Annotated in this window: 19 protein-coding genes; 1 reads left to right on the top strand and 18 read right to left on the bottom strand. The window is 45.5% G+C overall.

Features of this window, described 5'->3' with window-relative positions:
• Positions 1 to 41 precede the first annotated feature (41 nt).
• The 16 genes from MOC09_RS04915 to MOC09_RS04990 all read right to left on the bottom strand — a co-directional run bounded on the left by MOC09_RS04915 (position 42) and on the right by MOC09_RS04990 (position 17,449).
• Entirely contained in the window at positions 42 to 686 is a 645-nt protein-coding gene (locus MOC09_RS04915; RefSeq protein ID WP_268360663.1) for a thiamine diphosphokinase, read from the bottom strand.
• 70 nt (positions 687 to 756) lie between these two features.
• The gene (rpe, locus tag MOC09_RS04920; protein WP_268360661.1) at positions 757 to 1,410 is read right to left on the bottom strand and encodes a ribulose-phosphate 3-epimerase; all 654 of its coding nucleotides are present in this window, start codon (positions 1,408 to 1,410) and stop codon (positions 757 to 759) included.
• A 4-nt stretch (positions 1,411 to 1,414) separates the two neighbouring features.
• Positions 1,415 to 2,311 carry a ribosome small subunit-dependent GTPase A gene (gene rsgA / locus MOC09_RS04925; RefSeq protein WP_268360659.1) on the bottom strand — a complete coding sequence of 299 codons (897 nt, stop codon included), beginning with the start codon at positions 2,309 to 2,311 and terminating at the stop codon, positions 1,415 to 1,417.
• A gap of 14 nt (positions 2,312 to 2,325) precedes the next feature.
• Complete coding sequence (prkC, locus tag MOC09_RS04930) at positions 2,326 to 4,272, bottom strand: serine/threonine protein kinase PrkC (protein ID WP_268369735.1); 1,947 nt, start codon at positions 4,270 to 4,272, stop codon at positions 2,326 to 2,328.
• Positions 4,266 to 5,030 carry a protein-serine/threonine phosphatase PrpC gene (prpC, locus tag MOC09_RS04935; protein ID WP_268360655.1) on the bottom strand — a complete coding sequence of 255 codons (765 nt, stop codon included), beginning with the start codon at positions 5,028 to 5,030 and terminating at the stop codon, positions 4,266 to 4,268. The genes prkC and prpC overlap by 7 nt, the downstream gene beginning before the upstream one ends.
• Positions 5,031 to 5,036: 6 nt before the next feature.
• The gene (gene rlmN / locus MOC09_RS04940) at positions 5,037 to 6,128 is read right to left on the bottom strand and encodes a 23S rRNA (adenine(2503)-C(2))-methyltransferase RlmN (protein WP_268367103.1); all 1,092 of its coding nucleotides are present in this window, start codon (positions 6,126 to 6,128) and stop codon (positions 5,037 to 5,039) included.
• Positions 6,129 to 6,131: 3 nt separating this feature from the next.
• Positions 6,132 to 7,475, bottom strand: coding sequence for a 16S rRNA (cytosine(967)-C(5))-methyltransferase RsmB (gene rsmB / locus MOC09_RS04945; RefSeq protein ID WP_268369737.1), 1,344 nt, complete (start codon positions 7,473 to 7,475; stop codon positions 6,132 to 6,134).
• Positions 7,462 to 8,415: a methionyl-tRNA formyltransferase gene (gene fmt, locus MOC09_RS04950; RefSeq protein ID WP_268369739.1), complete on the bottom strand. Its 954-nt coding sequence runs from the start codon at positions 8,413 to 8,415 to the stop codon at positions 7,462 to 7,464. Before fmt ends, rsmB begins: the two co-directional genes overlap by 14 nt.
• Positions 8,416 to 8,419: 4 nt before the next feature.
• A complete protein-coding gene (gene def / locus MOC09_RS04955) occupies positions 8,420 to 8,902 on the bottom strand; it encodes a peptide deformylase (RefSeq protein WP_268369741.1) in 483 nt (160 codons plus the stop codon).
• A gap of 26 nt (positions 8,903 to 8,928) precedes the next feature.
• A complete protein-coding gene (gene priA, locus MOC09_RS04960) occupies positions 8,929 to 11,346 on the bottom strand; it encodes a primosomal protein N' (RefSeq protein WP_268369742.1) in 2,418 nt (805 codons plus the stop codon).
• Positions 11,343 to 12,563 carry a bifunctional phosphopantothenoylcysteine decarboxylase/phosphopantothenate--cysteine ligase CoaBC gene (gene coaBC, locus MOC09_RS04965; protein ID WP_268369744.1) on the bottom strand — a complete coding sequence of 407 codons (1,221 nt, stop codon included), beginning with the start codon at positions 12,561 to 12,563 and terminating at the stop codon, positions 11,343 to 11,345. Before coaBC ends, priA begins: the two co-directional genes overlap by 4 nt.
• Positions 12,564 to 12,643: 80 nt before the next feature.
• Positions 12,644 to 12,847 carry a DNA-directed RNA polymerase subunit omega gene (gene rpoZ, locus MOC09_RS04970; protein ID WP_003221520.1) on the bottom strand — a complete coding sequence of 68 codons (204 nt, stop codon included), beginning with the start codon at positions 12,845 to 12,847 and terminating at the stop codon, positions 12,644 to 12,646.
• A gap of 3 nt (positions 12,848 to 12,850) precedes the next feature.
• A complete protein-coding gene (gmk, locus tag MOC09_RS04975) occupies positions 12,851 to 13,465 on the bottom strand; it encodes a guanylate kinase (protein ID WP_268358670.1) in 615 nt (204 codons plus the stop codon).
• Positions 13,466 to 13,472: 7 nt separating this feature from the next.
• Positions 13,473 to 13,742 (bottom strand): extracellular matrix/biofilm regulator RemA, encoded by a 270-nt coding sequence (gene remA, locus MOC09_RS04980; RefSeq protein WP_003154355.1) that lies wholly within the window; start codon positions 13,740 to 13,742, stop codon positions 13,473 to 13,475.
• 76 nt (positions 13,743 to 13,818) lie between these two features.
• Positions 13,819 to 14,694: a YicC/YloC family endoribonuclease gene (locus MOC09_RS04985; protein WP_268358669.1), complete on the bottom strand. Its 876-nt coding sequence runs from the start codon at positions 14,692 to 14,694 to the stop codon at positions 13,819 to 13,821.
• Between the two features lie 82 nt (positions 14,695 to 14,776).
• Entirely contained in the window at positions 14,777 to 17,449 is a 2,673-nt protein-coding gene (locus MOC09_RS04990; protein WP_268358668.1) for a calcium-translocating P-type ATPase, SERCA-type, read from the bottom strand.
• Positions 17,450 to 17,569: 120 nt separating this feature from the next.
• Here MOC09_RS04990 and rqcH point away from each other — a divergent pair, with 120 nt between their 5' ends.
• On the top strand, positions 17,570 to 19,282 hold the full coding sequence (rqcH, locus tag MOC09_RS04995; protein WP_268358667.1) for a tRNA modification protein RqcH: 1,713 nt from the start codon (positions 17,570 to 17,572) through the stop codon (positions 19,280 to 19,282).
• Positions 19,283 to 19,319: 37 nt separating this feature from the next.
• Here the strand turns inward: rqcH and sirC are convergent, their stop codons facing one another.
• Entirely contained in the window at positions 19,320 to 19,808 is a 489-nt protein-coding gene (gene sirC, locus MOC09_RS05000) for a precorrin-2 dehydrogenase/sirohydrochlorin ferrochelatase family protein (RefSeq protein WP_268362005.1), read from the bottom strand.
• A complete protein-coding gene (sirB, locus tag MOC09_RS05005) occupies positions 19,789 to 20,574 on the bottom strand; it encodes a sirohydrochlorin chelatase (protein WP_268369746.1) in 786 nt (261 codons plus the stop codon). The genes sirC and sirB overlap by 20 nt, the downstream gene beginning before the upstream one ends.
• Between the last annotated feature and the right edge of the window lies 1 nt (position 20,575).

The raw sequence follows: 20,575 nt of genomic DNA on the forward strand, positions 1-20,575 counted from the left end.
CCGCCTGTTCATTGATTTCAGCAAATGAATGAAAGCACATGCTAATCCGTGCTTCTTATCATTATTAATATGCCTTTTGCAAACGAAAAAGTACCTCGTGAATGAATGAGTTCGTTACTAATACATAGTGTTGAACCAAGCGTAATATGACACTTATTTAGCGGATATTTAAAACCGTCCAGCGTCAGCTCATGTATTTCTTCGGAAAACGGTATAAAGGAGATATATCGCTTGTTTTCATCCTTCTCAATATCATATTCACCGGGAGGGAACATTTGAATATGATTTTGTTTGTCTATCAGCCTAATTTTTATATTTGTTTTTACACCTCTATATAGAAGCTGGATGTTTCCTAAAAAGTGATCAGCTCTGCCGCCTGTAATGCCGAAAATCTGAATGACATCCGGCTGCTTTTCCAGTGCCCAATCAAGAGCGAGATCTAAATCTGTTTGGTCTTTTTCCGCTTGGTATACATGGAGTGCGGGAGCGGCTTTTTCAATTCGGCAGCGTTCATGCTCTGTTATGCTGTCAAAATCCCCAAAGGCTTCATCAGGAATGATCCCGGCATCTAAAAGAGTGACTGTGCCTTTGTCAACACCTACCCAGAGGATGTGCTCAGCCGGACAGCCGGTTAGATCGGGAATTAAATCTTTCGGGCCTCCGGCTACGATATTGATTGTTTTCATTTCTGATCCCTTTCTCTACATACAGGAAAAAGAGCTTGGGCTTAGTATGCCCAGCTCTTTTTTCATCTGCTTATTTGCTTCCTCTGATTTCAGAAATCGCTTTCTTGCGGTCAGGCTGGCCATACACAGCTGAACCGGCAACAAGTAAATTTGCACCCGCTTCAATCACTAACGGAGCGGTTTCTTTGTTGACGCCGCCGTCCACTTCAATTAGAAGATCCTGTTTCCCTCTTTCATCCGCCATTCGCTTAACCTCTTTTATTTTAGGAAGGACGGAATGAATAAATTTCTGCCCGCCAAATCCCGGGTTCACCGTCATTAAAAGCACAAGATCAAGATCGTCGAAAATATGCTCAATGACTTGAACAGGCGTATGCGGGTTCAGAACAACACCAGCCTTCACGCCCTGCTCTTTAATGAGCTGGATGGTACGGTGCAGGTGCGGACATGCTTCAGCATGCACAGACAGGATATCTGCGCCCGCTTTCGCGAAAGCCGGAATATAACGATCCGGCTCTTCTATCATTAAATGAACATCAAGCGGCAGATCTGTTACCGGCCGGACCGCTTCTACAATCAGCGGACCAATCGTGATATTCGGGACAAAATGGCCGTCCATAACATCAATATGAATACAATCGGCTCCGCCTTTTTCTACATCTTTAATCTCATTGCCTAAAGCGGCAAAATCAGCGGAAAGAATAGATGGTGCAACCTTTATCATTATGCTAATACCTCGGCTTTCTGTCTTTAATCTCCGTCATAAATTCAACATAATGGTCATAGCGGTACTGCTTTAATTCCCCGTCTTCAACTGCTTGTTTCACCGCACATTTCGGCTCTTTTAAATGCAGACATCCTCTAAATTTGCATGAAGAGCTTTTTTCTCTGATATCAGGGAATGTATAACCCAGCTCTTCTTCCTCAATGTCTGTAAATTCAAGCGAGCTGAACCCCGGAGTATCTGCAACCAAACCTCCGGACGTGTGAATCAGCTCCACATGGCGGGTTGTATGTTTCCCGCGGCCCAAATGCTCGGAAATCTCGTTTGTTCTCAAACCAAGCTCCGGGCTGATCGCGTTGAGAAGCGAGGATTTTCCAACACCGGACTGACCGGCAAATACCGTTGTTTTGTCCTGAAAATGCGGGATAATGTCCGATAAACTGTCTTGGTCCTTAGAGGAGGTGAGATACACGTCATACCCAATATTCCGATAATCCTCTGCATAGGCTTGAATCGCATCCCGTGTATCTTGATCTTCTATCAGATCCATTTTTGTAATGCATATAATCGGCTGAATCTCATTGGCCTCAACGAGAACCAAGAAACGGTCGAGCAATGCCGTACTGAAAGAAGGCTGAACCGCTGAGAAAACAAGGACTGCTTGATCAACGTTGCAAATTGGCGGCCTGATCAGCTCATTGGTTCTTTCTTTAATTTCCATCAGATATCCCTCTTTATCATTTTCAGCCTGATACACAACGTAATCGCCGACGAGAGGGGTGATTTTGTTCTTTCTGAAAATGCCTCTTCCTCTGCATTGTATCACTTTATCTGAATCCTCAGATTCATCCAGTACATAGTAAAAGCCGCTTAGCGCCTTAATAATTTTGCCCTCAGGCATATTTTCCCTCCTTGTTATTCATCTATCGGATACTCAATGGTTTTGTAGCTGACAACTTTATTGTTTACCATCACTTGATAGTACCCTTTTTGGCCGGGTTCAATCTTTAGTTCGATCGTCCGTTCAGTCGGCTCTTTTATCTTAAATTCTTCGTAAGTGTCAGAGATGCTGTGATCTGCATCGTCAATCGCGATTTGCACTTCAAGTTCGTCCCCTTCACTTTCTGGCTCGTAGGGGATCTTGACCTTTTCTTTCACTGTTTTCGCCGGTTTTTTCTCAGGTCCGAGGGAAAATGTCACTTCAACCTCATTTCCCGGCTTTACTGCCGTGCCTGCTGCTGGTTTTTGTTTGACAACCTGTCCTTCTGGAACGTCATCCGAATGTGCTTCTTTTTCTATCAGCTTCAGTCCGTTGTCCTCCAGATAACCAGACGCTGCCTCCTTACTGTACGTTTTCAAGTCTCTAAGCGTAATGTCTTCAGGTCCTATGCTGACTGTGAGTTTGACTTGATCATCACCCGGCACAAGTTCAGTCCCTGCCGACGGATTCTGGTCAATGACAGTACCCGCGTCTTTCTCGTCATTTACTTCATTTACGGTTACATGTTTAAACCCCTGGTCCTTTAACGCTTTTTTTGCCTGATCGACCGTTTGTCCAGTTACATCACCGATCTCCGTTTTTGCTTTTCCCGTGCTCTTATAAAGCGTGACCGTTGCGCCTTCTTTGACCGTGGAATCTGCTTTAGGATCCGTTTTTACCATTAGGCCTTCATCAATTTTCTCATCCGAAATTTCCAGCACCTCGGAATCAACCTGCAATCCATCTTTTTCTAAGAGCTCTGCCGCCTTTTCGTATTCCATTCCGGAGACATCGGGTATTTTGACATCTTTAGGCATAAATAGCGACGGAAAAACAGTGACAGCGAGAATTCCAGCCGTAATAAAAACGATGCATACCGTGAGCAAAACCCACGGCCACTTTTTTCTTTTACCGTTTTTCTTTGTTTCATTTTTTTTGGCAGATGTCAATTCTGATTCTTTTTCATCAGAAGCCTTAGCAAGCTCTTCATCTTTAATGATAGGAATCGCTTTCGTCATTTCTTCGTCTTCTTGAATCGTAAATCTCTTTTCATTGAGTCTATCGGCATCAAAAGCTGTTTTTATATCTGCTTCCATGTCTTCAGCCGTTTCGTAGCGATGAAAAGGATCTTTGGCAGTTGCCTTTAGGATGATGTTTTCAACGCTTTGGGGTACTGACGGATTCCATCTTCTCGCCGAAGGAGTTTCCGCTTGAAGATGCTTTAAGGCGATGCTGACTGCAGATTCTCCATCAAAGGGGATACGGCCGGTTAGAAGCTCAAATAAAACGATTCCAAGCGCATAAATATCCGATTTTTTTGTTGCCAAACCGCCCCGCGCCTGTTCAGGCGATAAGTAATGGACTGAGCCCAGCACAGAATTGGTATGGGTGATTGTTGTCGAACTGAGTGCCGTCGCAATTCCGAAATCCGTCACTTTGATATTTCCCATGTGGTCAATCAAAATGTTATGCGGCTTGATGTCTCTGTGAACAATCTGATTTTGATGGGCATGAGCGATGGCTGAGACAATTTGCTCCATGATGTTCAGCGCTTCTTTAGGGTGAAGCGGCCCGTTTGCTGTTATGTATTCTTTGAGCGTCATGCCCTCAACGTATTCCATGACAATATAATAAATATCACCCTCCTCGCCCAAATCGTAAATGCTGACGATATTCGGGTGATCAAGGCTTGATGCCGATTGGGCTTCTCTGCGGAAACGCCTGATAAACTCATTGTCATTCACATAGTCAAACCGCAGGATTTTGATGGCGACTTCACGGTCTAGAATGATATCCTCAGCTAAATACACGTTGGCCATTCCCCCGCCGCCTATAACGCGGAGAATTTGGTAACGCCCGCTGATCCGCTTGCCGATTAGCACTGATCTTCACCCTCTTCAACATGTAAAGCAAGCTCAAGCAAAACTGCTGTAATGTTGTCTTCCCCGCCATTCTGATTGGCTTTGTCTACAAGCAGGTTCACTTTTTCCTGAGGAGCTGAATCGCTTTGCAGGATGTCTTTTAATTCAGTGCCTTCCACTTTATTCGTCAGTCCGTCAGAACATAAAAGCAGCTTGTCCCCCGGTTCGATGTCAAAGGAACGTGTGTCAATGCTGACTGACTGGTCTGTTCCAAGTGCCTTCGTCAACACATTTTTTCGTGGATGATGTTCAGCGTCTTCTCTGGAAATTTCTCCAGTGCGAACCAGTTCATTTACAAGTGAATGGTCTTCTGTCACTTGAATGAAATCATCATCCTGAAGCAAATAGCATCTGCTGTCACCTATATGGGCAACAGAAACCGTTTTCCCTGTAAAAAGCGCACATACTATCGTCGTCCCCATGCCTTGGCATTCTTCATGGGCTTGGGCATGATCGTATATTTTGCTGTTTACCGCAAGGATCTGTTTTATAAGCCACTCTTCACATTCCGAGGGCGCAGCTGGAATCGTTTCAGCCTCATTCCACTTTTCCCCCATGGCTTTTACAGCCATCTTGCTTGCAACATCTCCAGCAAGATGGCCGCCCATGCCATCAGCGACAACCGCTAATACAAATTCGTCTTTTCCTTTGAATATCCCCGCATCATCTTCATTATGCTGGCGGATTTTTCCTGTATCTGTTTTTAAGGCTGTTAACAACCCTCATCACCTCGTCTCGTCTTGACGCTCCTTCGCGCGAAGCTGACCGCAGGCTGCGTCAATGTCATGTCCTTGCTCTCTTCGGATTGTGACATTTACTCCGCGGGATTTCAGCGTTTTTTCAAAAGCAAAAATCTGATCACGCGGTGTGCGCACATAGTCCCGTTCAGGCACATAGTTTACCGGAATCAAGTTCACATGGCATTTGATTCCTTCCAGCAAGTCGGCAAGCTCTTCAGCGTGCTCGACCTGGTCGTTTACACCTCCGAACAGTCCATATTCAAAGCTGATACGGCGTCCCGTTTTGTTAATGTAATATTTAACGGCTTCCATTAAATCAGGCAATTTATATGCTCTGTTAATCGGCATCAAACGGCTACGGATTTCTGTATTTGGCGCGTGCAGTGAAATCGCAAAGTTAATCTGCATTTGCTGATCAGCGAATTCGTAAATTTTCGGGATGATTCCGCTTGTAGAGACCGTAATATGGCGCGCACCGATGTTCAAGCCTTTGTCGTGGTTAATGATTTTCAGGAAAGCGAGCATTTCATTAAAGTTATCAAAAGGTTCACCGATACCCATGATGACGACTGAGCTGACACGTTCATCCGTTTCATCAAGTGCTTTTTGAACTTTGACTACTTGAGCGACAATTTCACCAGCCTCAAGGTTTCGTTTTAAACCTCCGAGCGTTGATGCACAGAATGTACAGCCAATACGGCAGCCGACTTGTGTCGTTACACATACAGAATTGCCATACTCGTGTCTCATTAAAACGGTTTCGATCGTATAACCGTCATGAAGCTCGAACAAAAACTTCATTGTACCGTCTTGGGATGTTTGTTTAACAGCTGTTTTCAGCGTAGTTAACACAAAATGAGTGTTTAATTTCTCGCGCAGATCCTTTGACAGGTTTGTCATTTCATCAAAAGAAGATACGCGTTTTTCATATAGCCATTCAAAGATCTGAGCCGCACGGAAAGGTTTCTCTCCGTTGTCTGTCAGCCATTGTTTGATTTCATCTAATTCAAAAGAATAAATAGACGGACGCTCTGTCCGCAATTCTTTTCTTACTTTTGTTTTTTTTAGTTCTGCCATTGCTTATCCCTTCTTTCTCATGCTGCAAATAAAGAAACCATCTGTTCCGAAATAATGAGGAAGGATTTGCAGCCTTCCATCCCGAACAAAGGGTCTCGCCTTTTCGGGCAGCCGCTTTTCAAGAGACAAATCGGGTTCAAAATCAGGATGTTCTTGTATAAACGCATGTATTACTTCTTCATTTTCTGTCCGATCCATTGTACACGTACTGTAGACAATAGTGCCACCTTTTTTTACTAATGGAGCGATTTCCCTTAAAATCGACAGCTGGATTTCAGCAAGCCGCGCACTGTCGTCAGGCTTTTTCGTGTATTTCATGTCCGGCTTTCTTCTTATGACGCCGAAGCCTGAGCATGGGGCATCAACCAATATCCGGTCAAACTGTTCGTTTTCAAACGTTTCCCCAGCTTTTCTCGCGTCCATTGTTTTCGGGTCAATGATTGTAAGGCCAAGCCGGTCTGCCGCTTCTTTGATGAGCTTCACTTTATGTTTGTGAAGATCAAGCGACGTAACACTTCCCTTGTTCTCCATTAATTCTGCAATATGAGCCGATTTCCCGCCAGGCGCCGCACACGCGTCAAGCACCGTTTCACCAGGCTTAGGGTCAAGGGCGCGGGCGACGAGCATGGAGCTCTCATCCTGGATGGAAACTTCGCCGTTTTGGAAGAAATGAGTTCCAGCAATTGTTCCCTTTAAGAGCTTCACAGCGTCTTCAGCGAGATCGCCTTTTTCAACTTCGATTCCCTCGGCAGCCATTTGATCAAGCAAATGCGTTCTGTCTGTTTTCATTTGATTGACACGCAGTGTCTGCTTCGGCGGAATGAGGTGGATCCGGCAAATCTTTTCGGCCGCATCAAATCCATATGCATCCGCCCACTCTTTCACAAGCCATATCGGATGGCTTGTCTCTGTCGCCAGCCGGCGGACAGGATCTTCGATAGCGTCAAAGGATGGAACACCTTCGCGCTGAATAGAACGAAGCACACCGTTGACAAATGAAGCAATGCCTTTATGCCCGCGGATTTTAGCAATCTCAACCGCTTCATGAATGGCCGCCCTGTCTGGAATTTTCTCCAGATACTCCATTTGATATAAGGATAGGCGCAGAAGCTGAATCACCCAAGGCTTTACTTTTTGAGGCTTATTGATAAACGGTTTGAGCATATAATCGAGCGCGATCTTGTTTTGCAATGTACCATAGACAAGTTCAGTCAAAAGCCCTCTGTCCTGATCACTCAGTTCATTTGATTTAATGACCGATTTCAGTAGAAGGTTGCTGTATGCCTGGTTTTGTTCCAGCTTGATCAGCGCCTCTAGGGCGATATCACGAACACTAGTTTTTTTCATTGTATACTCCTAACACATCACCGGCTTCAACATGAGCGCCGCGCACAAAGTCCTCGCCTTTCATGCGTTTTTTGCCGGCCGGCTGAAGTTCGGTTAATAACAGGGCCGTATCATTACCTGTGGCAACAATAATTCCTTCCTTTTCAACTGCAACGACTGTGCCGGGCTCAGCTTTTGTTTGTGCGGGTGTTTTTTTCGACGCCCATACTTTCAAGTTTTGCCCGTTTAACGTCGTATAGGCAACTGGCCAAGGATTTAAGCCGCGGACCTGGTTGTAAAGCTCTTCGCCCGTTCTGGACCAGTCGAGCAGCTCTTGCTCTCTTTTGATATTAGGCGCATATGTCGCTTTCTCTTCATCCTGCTTTTCAGGTGATATGGTTCCGGCAATGACGTTTGGTATCGTTTCAGACAATAGCTTCGCGCCAGCTACGCTTAATTTATCGTGCAGCGTTCCGACATTATCGGTTTCCTCAATGTCCACTTCCACTTTTGAGATCATATCGCCGGCATCCAATTTTTCTACCATATACATAATGGTGACACCGGTTTTTTTCTTTCCCTGCAAAATAGAGTAATGGATCGGAGCCCCGCCCCGCAGTTCCGGCAAAAGAGACGCGTGAACGTTAATGCAGCCGTATTTCGGGCTGTCAAGAAGCTCCTTAGGCAGAATTTGTCCGAACGCTGCCGTTACGATAAGATCCGGCTTTAATGCCAGCACTTTCTCAATTTCTTCTTTCAATCTGACTTTTTCCGGCTGAAGAACCTGGATGCCGTGACGCATAGCCTCTTCCTTTACCGGAGGAGGTGTCAGTACTTTTTTTCTGCCCTTCGGACGGTCCGGCTGTGTGACGACCCCCACTACCTCATATCCGTCCTCAATCAGGGTTCTTAGAACAGGAACTGAAAAATCCGGCGTCCCCATAAATACGATTCTCGTCATCAAATCATCCTTCCATATCCGCTAGTTCATCTTCTGTATAGTATTTACTGATTTTAGATGTAAACAGCACACCGTCTAAATGGTCCATTTCGTGCTGCACGGCCCTCGCCAAAAAGCCCCGCGCTTCCAGAATAAACGGTTTTCCCTGACGGTTAAACGCACGCACTTTGACATAATCGGCACGTGTGACATCACCATAGACGCCAGGAAAGCTCAGGCATCCTTCAATTCCACTTTGCTCACCGCTTTTTTCTAAAATCTCGGGATTAACGAGATCAATTCTGCCGCTGTCATCCCCGATATCTACGACAGCCGCTCTTTTTAAAATGCCGATCTGCGGCGCTGCCAGCCCTACTCCATCCATTTCAAGCATGGTGTCGTACATGTCGTCAAGCAGTTTTTTTAATTTTTTATCAAAAACAGTCACGGTTTCCGCAGGTGTTTCCAACACCTCAGCAGGATGTGTGACAACCTTTTTTACTGCCAATTTGTTACCCTCCAAGACGTGAGATCTTACATCATCATATAAGGATTCATATCAATTGAAATCATTACATGCTTTTGTTCAATTTCGCGTTTATAATGTTCCAGTATCCTCTTCAATAAAGCGGATAACTGGTTTTCCTGTTTGTATTTTATCACGCATTGATAGCGATATCTATCTTTGATCCTGGCTATCGGCGACGCGCTCGGTCCGAGAATTTTCGTGTCAGCTCCGCAGTTTGCTTTTAAAAAGTGGGTAATTTTTTCAGCTGTGACAGCAGCTTTCGCCACTTCCTCATGAGAAACAGTCACAAGAGCCAAATAGTAATAGGGCGGATAAGATTGCTCTCTCCTGTGCGCCATTTCATGCTGATAGAACGTTTCATAATCGTGCGTCTTCGTCAGCTGGACGCTGTAGTGGGATGGCGTGTACGTTTGAATGATGACGTGTCCGGGCTTTTCATGCCTGCCTGCCCGGCCGCTGACTTGCGTTAACAGCTGAAATGTTTTTTCGGCTGACCTGAAATCAGGAATATGAAGTGTTGTATCGGCACTTAGCACTCCGACAAGTGTGACATTCGGAAAATCAAGCCCTTTCGCGATCATTTGCGTTCCGAGAAGAATATCCGCTTTTCCTTCTCCGAAAGCTGACAATAACTTTTCATGGGCGCCTTTCCGCGATGTCGTGTCAACATCCATCCGAATCACTCTCGCACTTGGCAGCACTTTTGTCAGCTCTTCCTCCACTCGCTGCGTTCCCGTTCCGAAAAAGCGGATATGCTCGCTTGCGCATTCGGGACAAGTATGCGGAACAGGCTCTTCATGTCCGCAATAATGGCATTTCAGCCTTTGGCCGTAACGATGGTACGTCATGGAAATGTCGCAGTGCGGGCATTGCGGGACATATCCGCAATCTCTGCACATCACAAAGGAAGAATAGCCCCTTTTATTTAAAAACAGGACAGCCTGCTCACCCTTGGCAATCGTTTCTTCAAGCTTTTCCATCAATTCAACTGAAAACATTGAACGATTGCCGTTTCTGAGCTCCTCTCTCATATCGACAAGCGAAACCTCAGGCATCACCTGGCGGTTAACGCGATGCTTGAGCGAAAGAAGCTCGTACACACCCTTTTGCGCCCGCGCATATGACTCTAATGTTGGCGTAGCACTGCCTAGCACAACAGGACAGCTGTGATGCTCAGCCCGTTTGATTGCCACCTCTTTCGCATGATAGCGCGGCATTTCCTCTTGTTTATACGAGGATTCATGCTCTTCATCGATGATAATCATTCCGAGATTTTCAAACGGGGCAAAAATAGCCGACCTGGCGCCGACGACAAGCCGCACTTCCTTCCGGTGGATTTTACGCCACTCGTCATATTTTTCCCCTGTGGATAATCCGCTGTGCATGACTGCCACCTGAGAGCCGAAACGTCCCTTGAAGCGATTAACCATCTGCGGCGTCAGCGATATTTCCGGCACAAGGACGATGGCTTCTTTTCCTTTCGCCAGTACTTTTTCAATCGATTGCAGATAAATTTCCGTTTTTCCGCTTCCTGTCACGCCGTGAAGGAGGAACACTTTATGCTCATTGTTGTCCAATGTCTGACGTATTGACTCAAAGGCTGCGCTCTGTTCGTCTGTCAACGGCAGCGGCTCTGTTTTTTTGAACATTTTGTCCTGATAGGGATCTCTGTAAACCTCTTCATACGTTTCCTTCAATAGCCCCTTTTGGATAAGTGTTTTAATGGTCGCAGAGCTCGCGTCCGTTTTTTTGCACAAATCTGCTGCAGGGATCTTTACACCTTCCGGCTCAGCGATGAAAAAGTGAAGAATTGCCTGCTGCTTGGCGGCTTGGCGGGATAGTCCCTCAGCCTGCTTGGCCAGCTCTTCTTTGCTTGCATTGGCCTGAATGTGTCTGACCATTTTTTTATTGGTTTTTTGCGCGACTTTATACGTCACGTCAATGCTGCCTTTTTGAACATGCTTTTGAATCATTTTCAGCGTATCATGATCGGGTATATCTGAATACAGCAGAGTCTTTGTTTCAGAAAACAGCCGTTCCACTTGCGGCGGAAGATCGGCGCCGTGTGCGATTTTTAACTCTTTTTCATATTTTGCCTTTAATGCGGCTGGCAGCATCGCTTGAAGCGCCGTTATTTTAAAAGACAGCGTTTTGTCGGACAGCCATGATGACAGATTCATAAGCTCCTCTGTCAAAACAGGTGTAAGATCTAATAAGTCCTCCACTTCCTTGACAGATTTCCCCGTGAGATCAGATGCTTCTTTGACAGCTGTCACAAACCCTTGAATTTTACGGGGGCCAAACGGAACAATGACCCGCATGCCCGTTTTGATCATGCCTTTGAGATGATCTGGGATTTTGTAATCAAAAGGCCTGTCTATATTTTTGGTGCTGACATCAACAATGACTTCGGCAAAATTCATGAGTGCTCTCCGGTTTGTTTTGAGAGGGCTGCAATTTCCTGAAGGATTTCAAAGGAAACATCAAGCTTAGACATGATCGGAAGCTCGCGTTTGCGCCCGTCTTTGAAAAAGATTGTCACGATATTCGTATCAGCACCAAAACCGGCTCCATTTGCTTTCACATCATTTGCCACAATCATATCAAGATTTTTGGAGGCGAGCTTTTTACGGGCATAGTGTTCAACGTCTTGGGTTTCAGCTGCAAATCCGACCAATACCTGCTCCTGCTTTTTCTCGCCTAATTCTTTTAATATATCGACCGTTCTTTTCAGTTCTAAGGTCATGCCGCCGTCTTGTTTTTTCATTTTATGATCAAAAACTGTTTTCGGCGTAAAATCGGCTACCGCAGCTGTTTTGATGACAATATCGCTTGAGCCATACACAGAGAGCACCGCTTCGCGCATATCTGCAGCCGATTGAACAGGGATAAACTGAGCAAGGCCTTTAGGCTGATCAAGCGAAACAGGGCCAGAGATTAAGGTTACCCGCGCGCCGAGCTGGACAGCCGCCTCCGCTAATGCGTATCCCATTTTGCCCGTTGATTTATTGGTGAAAAATCGGACAGGATCAACCGCTTCCCTTGTCGGGCCAGCTGTGATAACTACATGTTTGCCTTCTAAAGGAGCGACTTTTTCGTCAGCAAAATGCTTTTCGGCCAGTTTCACGATATTTTCGGGTTCTTCCAATCTGCCTTTACCGACGTAACCGCATGCTAAATAGCCCTCACTAGGCTCGATAAAACGATAACCGTCCTGATAAAGGACAGAAATATTCCGTTTGACTGCCGGATGGTCATACATGTGAACGTTCATGGCCGGCGCGATCCAAACGGGGGCCGTCGTTGCTAACAATGTCGTCGTCAGCATATCATCAGCGATGCCGTTAGCCATTTTTCCAATCACATTAGCCGTAGCCGGCGCCACGATAACCAAGTCGGCCCAGTCTGCAGCATCAATATGAGAAATGACGCTTGGATTTTGTTCTTTAAATGTATCTGTATAGACTTCGTGGCGGCTCAATGCCTGAAATGTCAGCGGTGAAACGAATCGGCAAGCAGACTCAGTCATAATCACTTTGACATTTGCTCCTGCCTGAACAAGCTTGCTCGTTAATGCACAGGCTTTATAGACAGCGATGCCTCCGCTCACGCAAAGTAACACATTTCGATTGTTAAGCAATGAATTCTCCCCCTCTGCACTTTACAAAACCGCACGGAAAAAAATAACAACCTACATGATATAGGTTGCTACTTGTGCTACTATTCGCGGTCTTCCTTTTCAAACGAAAGCAGGCCTGCATCAATTTCTTCTAAAGCTTTGCCTACATATTTGTGTGAAATCGTATGTTCAATCATTTGGTCTTTTTTGATTTGCATTTCACGGGCACGTCTCGCAGAAACCGTCACGAGCGTGTATTTGGAATCTAATTTATTCATTAAAGAGTCAATTGACGGATCTAACATTTGTTATTCAACCTCCAGCATTTTCTTATATCTTGGTGCAACGCGCTCGCGCTTCAAATGTTCAGCGAGAACGATTGCTTTGATTTTATCGCAAGCCGTTTCGACATTATCGTTTTCAACGACATAATCATAAGCATCCATCATTTCGATCTCAGCTTTTGCGGCTTTCATTCGATTTTCAATGAGAGCGTCAGTTTCCGTTCCTCTTGTCACGATTCTGTTCTTCAGTTCAGAAAGGCTTGGAGGCGCAAGGAAAATAAACAGGCCTTCCGGGAAAGCATTTCTTACTTGAAGAGCCCCTTGAACTTCGATTTCTAAAAAGACGTCTTTTCCTTCTTGAAGCGTCTGTTCAACATAATCGACAGGCGTGCCGTAATAATTGCCGACATACTCCGCCCATTCAAGCAGCTTGTTGTCTGCAATCATTTGCTCAAATTCTTCTCTTGTTTTGAAAAAATAATCGACTCCGTTCACTTCGCCCTCACGCGGGTTTCTTGTGGTTACTGAAATCGAGTATTCAAATTTTGTGTCTTCCTGCGAAAAGATCGCTTGCCGAACCGTTCCTTTACCAACTCCTGAGGGACCTGAGAGAACGATTAATAACCCTCTTTCTTTCATGCGGCAACTATCCCTGCCCTTCATCCATAATTTCTTCTTTAACAGAAAGTCTGTGTGCAACTGTCTCAGGCTGGACGGCAGATAAGATAATGTGATCACTATCCATGACGACAACTGCACGGGTTCTTCGCCCGTATGTAGCGTCAATTAGCATTCCGCGGTCTCTTGCATCCTGGATCATCCGTTTGATTGGCGCAGACTCCGGGCTGACAATCGAAATCATCCGATTGGCGGAGATAATATTGCCAAATCCGATATTAATCAGTTTAATCGTCATCTTCTACGTTCCCCCTGTAAAATAGACGTCTCTAGTTTAGCCTAGTAAGACCGTCTGTAAACAATACGCACAGTCACTATTCTATATTTTGCACTTGTTCTTTTATTTTTTCAATAGAACTTTTCATTTCGACGACAAGCTTTGTGATCTGATGATCATTTGCTTTTGAGCCAATTGTATTTGCTTCCCGATTCAGCTCCTGAACGAGAAAGTCGAGTTTGCGCCCGACAGCTCCGCCTCCAGCTAATATATCACGAAACTGGGCAAAGTGGCTCTTCAGCCTTGTAATCTCTTCAGAGATATCAGAGCGGTCTGCAAAAATAGCGCATTCTGTTACAAGCCGGCTCTCGTCTAACACGTCTTCAGTCCATTCTTTTATTCTGGCGTACAGCCGTTCCCGGTAACGAGATACGACATCCGCTGCCAGCAATTCGGTCTCTTTCACCAGCTCTTCAAGCTGATCAATATGCAGCAGACAGTCTTTTGCTAAAAGCTGCCCTTCTTTTTCACGCATTTCACAGAGTTCTTTTACCGCTTCCTCTGCAGCAGCTGTGATTAACGCCTCCAGCTTGTCATTTTGCGCCTGTTCTTCATGAATCTGGACGACATGGTCAAGCTTAAAGAAATCCATTACATCAGGCTCTGCAGACAATTGATACCTTTTCTTCATTTCTCCCGCAGCTGCGACATATTCATCGAGCAGCGGCCAATCAATGTCAAGCCTTTTCTCAACAAGCATATCGCTGTCAACGGATACGAAAAGCTCAATTCTTCCGCGCTGGATATGCTGCAGAATGGTCTGTTTCAGCTTATCTTCAAAATATAGCAAAGGCCTTGGCAAACGAGCGTTCACTTCTTTAAATCTGTAGTTCACAGATTTAAGTTCAACGCTTACAGAGAGATCATCTTGTGTTTTGCTTGCACTGCCGAAGCCTGTCATACTTCGTATCATTTTAAAACACCCAATTCTTCCCTGTTCTCATAATAAAAGGGCAATAGACATGCTATTACCCCTAAGATTATATCATATGAATTTATTTTTTTCTTGTCAAAAGTGACCCAGCCAGCAAAAAAGTAGGGATGGCGGACATACCGATGACAAGCATCCAGTCTCCCGGCGTGATGGCAACCGTATGGAAAATCGGTTGAAGCGGCGGATAATAGATCACGACTAGCATCAGCAAAATTGATGACAATACCGCGCCGAGTAAGTACAGATTTTCAAACGGATTTCTGGAAAAAACAGAGGTTTCGCTGCGGCAGTCAAAAACGTGAATAAGCTGAGCCAGCACCAATGTGGCAAACGCGATCGTCTGAGCATAAGCCAAATTCTCCGGATTCCGGTGATATACAATGATAAAGGCTAAAATAGTGGCAGCCCCGATTAAAAATCCCCTGGATACGACCTTCCATCCAAGCTTGCGGGCAAACACCCCTTCTTTCGGATGACGCGGCTTCCGTTTCATCACGTCTCCTTCCGGCTGATCCATGCCGAGCGCCATTGCCGGCAATCCGTCCGTCACCAAGTTGACCCATAAAATCTGAATTGGCACGAGCGGCAACGGAAGGGCAAGCAGCATTGCAAACAGCATGACAAGAATTTCTCCGACGTTAGACGCCAGCAGGTACCGAATAAACTTTCTGATATTTTCATAGATGTTTCTGCCCTCTTTTATGGCTGATTTGATCGTCGCAAAATTATCGTCCACAAGAACAAGAGATGACGCTTCTTTGGCCACATCTGTCCCGGTAATGCCCATAGAGACTCCGATATCGGCTTGTTTAATGGCAGGAGCATCATTAACGCCGTCTCCCGTCATCGCCACAATATGCCCGTTCTCCTGATAGGCTTTTACGATTTTTAGTTTATGCTCAGGAGAAACGCGGGCAAATACATACACATCCTCCACTACATGAGAAAGCTCTTCCTGGGAAAGTTCGTTCAGCATCTGTCCGTCCATGATTTTGCCGCTTTTCGGGAGGAGACGCAAATCTTTCGCAATCGCTTTCGCGGTCTCCACATGATCGCCTGTAATCATGACGGTTTTAATTCCCGCTTCACGGCATTCTTTAATTGCCTGTCTGACTTCCGGCCGCGGCGGATCAATAATGCCCGAAAGGCCGAGCATCGTCAAATCTTTTTCAGCCTGCTCCATAGACGGTGTTTCCCCTGCTTTTATCGGCCTGTAGGCAACTGCTATCGTTCTGAGCGCCTGGGAGGCCAACTGTCTTAATACCGCCTCAGTTTCTGCTTTTCTCTCATTAGAGTAAAGTGCCGCTGAGCCGTCATAATAAATACGGGAAGAGCGCTGCATCAGCACATCCGGTGCACCTTTTGTAATGATATACCGCTTTCTGTCCTGATCCTCGACAATGACAGTCATCATTTTCCGTGCAGAATCAAACGGAAACTCTTCAATCACCCGGTAATGAGATTCAACAAATTCCTTTGAAAAACCGCCTTTTCTTGCTGCGGTGAGCAGCGCTCCCTCCGTTGGATCTCCATCAAGCACATATTCGCCATTTCTTCTCTCAATATTGGAGTTGTTACACAGCGCGCCGAACAGCAGCATTTGCTGAAGCGGCGCATGCTCATTCACACTGATCTCTTTTTCGTTTAGTGTGAAGCTTCCTTTCGGTTCATAGCCGGCTCCAGTTACTCTCCATGTTTTTCCTCCAGACCAGACATGTGTCACTGTCATTTTGTTCTGCGTCATTGTCCCTGTTTTATCTGAACAAATAATAGAAGCACACCCAAGCGTTTCAACCGCAGGCAGCTTTCTTACGATTGATTTTTGCTTAATCATCCGCTGTACGCCTAGCGACAGCGCCACTGTCACAATCGCCGGGAGTCCCTCCGGAATAGCGGCAACTGCTAACGACACACCCGCTAAAAACATGCTGTACAGATCGTGCCCCTGAATGACACCGACAGCAACGACAAGTACGGTCAAAAGCAACGCAACAACAATTAAAATCTTTCCAAGCTGCTCCAGTCTTCTTTGCAGCGGGGTTGACAGTGTTCCTGCCGATTCCAGCATGTCGGCAATTTTCCCCATTGCCGTATTCATTCCTGTGCCAACGACGACTCCGACACCGCTGCCGCGGGTCACAATGGTTCCCATAAATGCCATATTCGTAATATCGCCGAGTGAAACATCCGGTTTTTTCAATTTATCGGCATGCTTCACAACTGGGATTGATTCCCCGGTCAGCGCTGATTCTTCTATTTCAAGGCTTTTCGCTTCGACAATTCGAACGTCTGCACCAATCCTGTCCCCGCTTGTAAATTTCACAATATCACCCGGCACAAGCTCCTTAGAAGGAACCTTTGTCCAGCTTCCTTCTCTGAGCGCCATAACATGTGGTGTTGAAAGCTCTTTTAAAGCCTGAAGAGATTGCTCAGCACGCCTTTCTTGAAAGAAACCGAGTATGCCATTCACAAACACAATCGCAATAATCGCAACCGCGTCTACGTATTCGCCAAGAAATCCTGAGATTAACGTTGCCGCCAGAAGCACAAGCACCATAAAATCTTTGAACTGCGCCAAAAACAAAAGAAGCGCTGATGTTTTTTTTCCCTCTTGCAGCTCGTTTGGTCCATGCTTATCGAGGCGTTTTTTCACCTCTTTTTCTGTTAATCCTTGTTTCATGGACGTGTTGGTTGCCTCTAGTAAATCTGTTTGTCCCATTTCATGAAACTTCATTCCGCTCGTCCACTCCCCTGCGCTCATATAGAGATATCACTCTATAAGCATGCTTATTCTGACTCGTCCCATTTCATGCTATAATTATCGAATGCAGGAAGAATGAGAGGGTGTTTTGATATGTCGTTTGATGGCATGTTTACATACGGAATGACACACGAGCTTAATGAGAAAATGATGGGCGGGCGAATTACAAAAGTCCATCAGCCATATAAACACGATGTGATTTTTCACATCCGTGCCAACGGAAAAAACCAAAAACTATTATTATCGGCACACCCGAGCTATTCACGGGTGCATATCACGACGCAAGCTTATGAAAACCCAAGCGAACCGCCAATGTTTTGCATGCTGCTGAGAAAGCATATCGAAGGCGGATTTATTGAGAAAATTGAACAGGCCGGCTTAGACCGCATTATGATTTTTCATATTAAAAGCCGGAACGAAATTGGCGATGAAACCGTTCGAAAGCTTTATGTAGAAATTATGGGCCGCCACAGCAATATCATTTTGACAGACGCTGCAGAAAATGTGATCATCGACGGGCTTAAGCATTTATCACCGTCAATGAACAGCTACCGTACTGTACTGCCCGGCTACGGCTATAAGCTTCCGCCGGCCCAGGACAAAATCTCACCGCTTGAGGCGACAGAAGACGATATTTTACGTCATCTCAGTTTTCAAGAAGGAAGGCTGGATAAACAAATTGTCGACCACTTTTCGGGTGTGTCTCCGCTTTTTGCCAAAGAAGCGGTTCACAGAGCGGGCCTGACCAACAAAGTCACACTGCCAAAAGCACTGCTAGAACTGTTTGCTGAAGTAAAAGAGCACCGCTTTATTCCCAACATTACGACTGTAAGCGGAAAGGACTATTTTTATCTGCTGGAGCTGACTCATCTAAATGGCGAAGCGCGCCGGTTTGATTCATTAAGTGAGCTGCTTGACCGTTTTTATTTTGGAAAAGCTGAACGAGACCGGGTTAAGCAGCAGGCCCAGGACCTTGAACGGTTTGTTGTCAATGAACGGAAGAAGAATGCCAACAAAATCAAAAAACTAGAGAAAACACTGGAGTATTCGGAACAGGCGAAGGAATTTCAGCTATACGGGGAGCTTTTAACTGCTAATTTATATATGCTGAAAAAAGGTGATAAGCAGGCTGAGGTTATCAACTATTACGATGAAGAAAGTCCAACCATCACCATTCCTTTAAACCCGAACAAAACGCCTTCCGAAAACGCACAGGCCTACTTCACAAGGTATCAGAAAGCGAAAAATTCAGTCGCAGTTGTTGAGGAGCAAATCAGGCTGGCACAGGAAGAGGTCGAATACTTTGACCAGCTGATTCAGCAGCTTTCGTCCGCCTCTCCTCGAGATATCAGCGAAATCAGGGAGGAGCTTGTGGAGGGTAAATATTTACGCCCTAAGCAGCAAAAAGGACAGAAAAAACAAAAACCGCACAACCCTGTTTTAGAAACATATGAATCCTCTTCGGGCTTGACGATTTTAGTAGGTAAAAACAACCGACAAAATGAATATTTAACGACAAGAGCAGCAGCCAGAGATGACATTTGGCTTCACACGAAGGATATTCCCGGCTCCCACGTTGTGATCAGAAGCAGCGAACCGGATGAGCAAACAATCATTGAAGCCGCGACAATTGCAGCTTATTATTCGAAAGCTAAAGATTCAAGTTCAGTGCCTGTAGATTATACAAAAATCAGGCATGTCAAAAAACCGAACGGCGCGAAGCCCGGCTTCGTCACCTATGACAGCCAGCACACCGTCTTTGTCACACCTGATGCTGATACTGTCATCAAGCTGAAAAAAAGCTGAATCCATAAAGAAAAGCCAGAGCATTGAATGCTCTGGCTTATTTCTTTCTTCTCACTTGATAAAGCCTGTCAACTTCAGCAACAAAATTGCCGTCAATCAGCTCATCCACTTTTCCAGCCAGTTCCTTTGTATGCTTTGGACTGGCTCCGTTTGTAGAAACAGACACCGTAACATGCCCTCTTTTTACGATTTTCGGCATGTACACGTTGCCAAGCTCAGCTTCACTGACACAATTGACAAGCTGAAAAGGTGAAGCGGTTTGAGCAATTTCTTTGTTCACTGCCGCATTATCCGTCGCGGCAATAATCAAAAAAGCATCGAGATAGTCTTCTTTTTCAATCGTGCGGCTGGCCCATCTGATGCGGCGGTTGTCTGCCAACTCCTTGATTTCCGGTTCAACATCTGGACTGACAAGCGTAATATCAGCTCCCTCAGAAAGTACCGTTTTCAGCCTTCTGAGAGCAATGGTGCCGCCCCCCGCAATGACAACCTTTTTCTTTTCCAGGCTAATGTGCAGCGGAAGCATATGAATCTCCGTCAAAATCAAATTGCCCCTCATGGTTTGCGGCGGTTTCTCTCACACGGTTTAAAAATGCGTTTTTCACATGGGGGTGGAAACCGATATAGGAAGAGAGGTAGACATTCGGATTTTCAGCTTTTAATACCTGAACCTCTCGCTCTATTTCATTCATCAGCATACCTGTAAAGAGCAAATAGGGAACAACAAAGGTTGTCATGCCGTCATCTTTTTTAAGCTCTGAAAAAATCTCTTTATAATTCGGGCCACATGCTGTCAAAAAGCACGGGATGACTTCCTTGACCGGAATCATGTGTTGAAGAAGATTGGCAATGCCGGTTACGTCTCTTTTTACAGCGGGATCGGAACTGCCCCTCCCGATAAGCACGACTCTGGCATTTTCATACGGAACACCTATATCTTTTATTCTATGATATACAGCTTTGACTACTTCCTCATCAATTCCGATCGGCCTTCCGTATGAAATGCGGACTGAAGGATATCGGGATGCAACATGCGCAATTTCTTCCGGTATATCATGTTTTGCATGGGCAGCTGTTAAAAGAAGCAGAGGCACCACTGCAATATGAGTGGCGCCTTGCTTTACACATGCTTCAAACCCTGTCTCAATTGTCGGCTCCTGAAGCTCCAAAAAGCTGATTTCCTGTATAGGCGCAGAGATGTGCGCCTTGCATCCTTCCAAGAAGGCGGCGGCTTCTTGCTGCGCCTTTTTTACCCGGCTGCCGTGACCGACATATAAAATTGCTTGTTTCATT

Source organism: Bacillus sp. N12A5 (assembly GCF_026790125.1).
GTDB lineage: Bacteria > Bacillota > Bacilli > Bacillales > Bacillaceae > Bacillus.